The sequence below is a fragment of the Sulfurimonas sp. genome, assembly GCF_026991475.1.
Taxonomy (GTDB): domain Bacteria; phylum Campylobacterota; class Campylobacteria; order Campylobacterales; family Sulfurimonadaceae; genus Sulfurimonas.
Genome location: NZ_JALXBK010000010.1, coordinates 1 through 2,565 on the forward strand (window position 1 = coordinate 1; position 2,565 = coordinate 2,565).

The 2,565-nt window shown below is 27.6% G+C and carries 3 protein-coding genes and 1 pseudogene; all 4 read right to left on the reverse strand.

The annotated features are described in order from the left end of the window. Positions 1 to 306 (reverse strand): annotated as a pseudogene (locus tag MV589_RS00640) (GspE/PulE family protein); the annotation flags it as partial. Between the two features lie 10 nt (positions 307 to 316). Continuing rightward, positions 317 to 859: a hypothetical protein gene (locus tag MV589_RS00645; RefSeq protein ID WP_297431067.1), complete on the reverse strand. Its 543-nt coding sequence runs from the start codon at positions 857 to 859 to the stop codon at positions 317 to 319. Continuing rightward, positions 856 to 1,581 carry a tetratricopeptide repeat protein gene (locus MV589_RS00650; RefSeq protein WP_297431069.1) on the reverse strand — a complete coding sequence of 242 codons (726 nt, stop codon included), beginning with the start codon at positions 1,579 to 1,581 and terminating at the stop codon, positions 856 to 858. The genes MV589_RS00645 and MV589_RS00650 overlap by 4 nt, the downstream gene beginning before the upstream one ends. Next, on the reverse strand, positions 1,574 to 2,383 hold the full coding sequence (locus tag MV589_RS00655; RefSeq protein WP_297431070.1) for an ATP-binding protein: 810 nt from the start codon (positions 2,381 to 2,383) through the stop codon (positions 1,574 to 1,576). The genes MV589_RS00650 and MV589_RS00655 overlap by 8 nt, the downstream gene beginning before the upstream one ends. Positions 2,384 to 2,565 lie beyond the last annotated feature (182 nt).

A 2,565-nucleotide genomic window follows, 5' to 3' on the forward strand; every position in this document is an offset into this window, starting at 1 on the left:
GCTTGTTAAATTGTAATCCATATCAATGGAATCTAAATCAACAAACATAAGGTTAAGCTCTTGAGCTAATTTTTCTAAAACTATTTTTTCTTGGATATAGTCATAGTTATCTATGATTGAGAGGTTATAAACTCCATCTCTTACTTGCTGGACTATAAAACGGACAAGTCTGTCCATTGTCATAAAACCAGATAGAGTTATATCGCGTAAAATAAGATTTTCACTAATGCCTTTTGCAAGCAGTCTCTCTACCTGCCCCTTCATTATAGAGCCATTGTTGAGTAAATCAGTTGTTATTCTGTCCATCTATGACTCCTTACCAGTATATATGACGTTTAATTTTAATTGTATCATAATACTCTTCAATGACCATTTTATTAATATTATGTTGTTTCATAATATAGAGCTTATAAATAAGTTTAGGATCGTTTGAATCTCTCATAATATAGAATTTTTTGGGTTTGTGCGAAGGTAATTTTGAGTATAAATCAAAAACTTTTGAAAGCACATAGTCTGTTGTTGGAAATTTAAATTTTGAGAGTTTATAACCATCTATAAGAGAGTAGTATAAAAGTTTTTTTTGCATTAAGATTATTGCAAAATACGCTGCATTCTTCCTTGCTTCTTTTGAAAACTTTAGGCTTGTAATAGCTTGAGAAAGTCTGTCTAGATGATCTGATTTTAGACAAGAAAAAGCATATAGTGAGGAGTATGTTTCATCCTTTTTGTATCTATTAAAATAATTATACCCCATAGTACAGGCTTTTGTATACTCTTCATTTTGATAGAGTTGAAATATTTTATGTTTTATATCAGCATGTAGATTAACAATAATAAATAGTAATATTAAATATCTCATTGAAACTCTCCAGATAGAATGTTATCTAAAAGAATAGATGCATTTGTAGAGTGAGATGTGTTAATATATTCTCGTAAAAGTTTAATTGCTTTTTCTTTTTTCCCCATTTTTACTAATGATTTGGCAAATATAAGCCAACTATCTTCAATTTCTTGATTTAACTGATTTGTAATGAGTGCGTAATTAGAAGCTTGTTTATAATTACCAAGTTCGTAATATTTTTTTGCTAGAAAAAGACTTAATGCAGGATTTTTGTCTTCTTGGAATCTATGAAGAATATTTTGTATATCTTTAGATGTATTTTGTTTCATAATAGTAATAGTAGTAACTTGCTTCTTTTGAATAGCTTTTGCTTTTATTTCCATTTTTTGTATATGTTTTACTCTTTTTACTGGTTTTAATTTTACTTCTCGGTGTTTTATAGGACCTTCCAATGGTTCTTTTTGTGTTTTAATTGTATCTATAAAACTCATAGATGGTGAAAATATTTGAGTTGTAGTATTTTTTAAACTTACTTTTGTTGCTGTAACTGTCTCTTTATGAAGTTTCTTTTGTATTACAATTTCTTTTTTTCCTTTTGTTGTTTTTTCGTTATTATTTATATTAAAAAAATAATATATGCCTATTATTATACATAAAAATAAAAGAGATATAGCATACGGAAAAAAAGACTTTATTTTATAGTGGAGCCAACGTTTTTCTAAATCTGGAATATTAAGCATTAATTAACCCTGTATGTATTGCTGCCATTTCAATTAATTTAGTAGGAATTTTATTAGTAGGAATTTTATCAAGTCTATTTCTTTCTTCATAAGAGAGATATAAATCGAAGAGGGTATAAAGTAGTTTATTTGTATCTCTATAGTTTCCAGCAGTAAGTTTATGAATTTTGTGAACTGTTTTTTCTGTAAAAATATTTGCTGTGTCAAAACAATTTGCTTTCATCAGTTTTTTTTGTATATAAATTTTTAGTTCACTTTTAGAAGAGTTCTCAAGTTCAATAGTTTCCCAAATTCTTGTTTTAAAATGCTCTTTTGCAATTAAATCTTCTTCTTGTGTTTTATGTAACGTAATGATAAATTTAATGGTACGAGTATCAGATAAAAGGCGGATTTTTTCCATTAAGGCTTCAGAATAGAGCTGTGCTTCATCTAATAATACAACAGGTGTAGATTCCAATTTCTTACTATTTACAACTTTCATAAATTGAGTAAAATTAAGTTCACCGCTATATTTAGTACCAAATATATCTTGTGCTAAGAGTTTATAAAATTCACTTTCATCAAGAATAGGTGTTTCATATAGGTAAATATCTTGAGATGCAGAGAGGTCATTGTAAAGTTTTGTTAAAAACATACTCTTACCTGTTCCAGGTTTACCATATAGCAAGATCATTTTTAATGGTTTTTTAATAGAGTCTTTAAGAGACTGATAAATAGTTGAAATTCTATCTAACTGAATATAATCCTGCGAATTAACAGTATCTATAAAAACATTTTTTGAATTTAAATAAATACTGTTCATCAATATATAATCCTATTTCTTTTCAGTTTTATTAGCATCTCTAAACGCTGAGCCGTTTGTAATAAGCGTGTTGTCAAAACCTCTATAACCAAGTTCAGAGAGAGAAACAGAGTTTTTCTCCGCATGAATAATATGTGGTTCAATAATAATTACTAGCTCCTGAGTCTCTTTTGTTTTTTCTT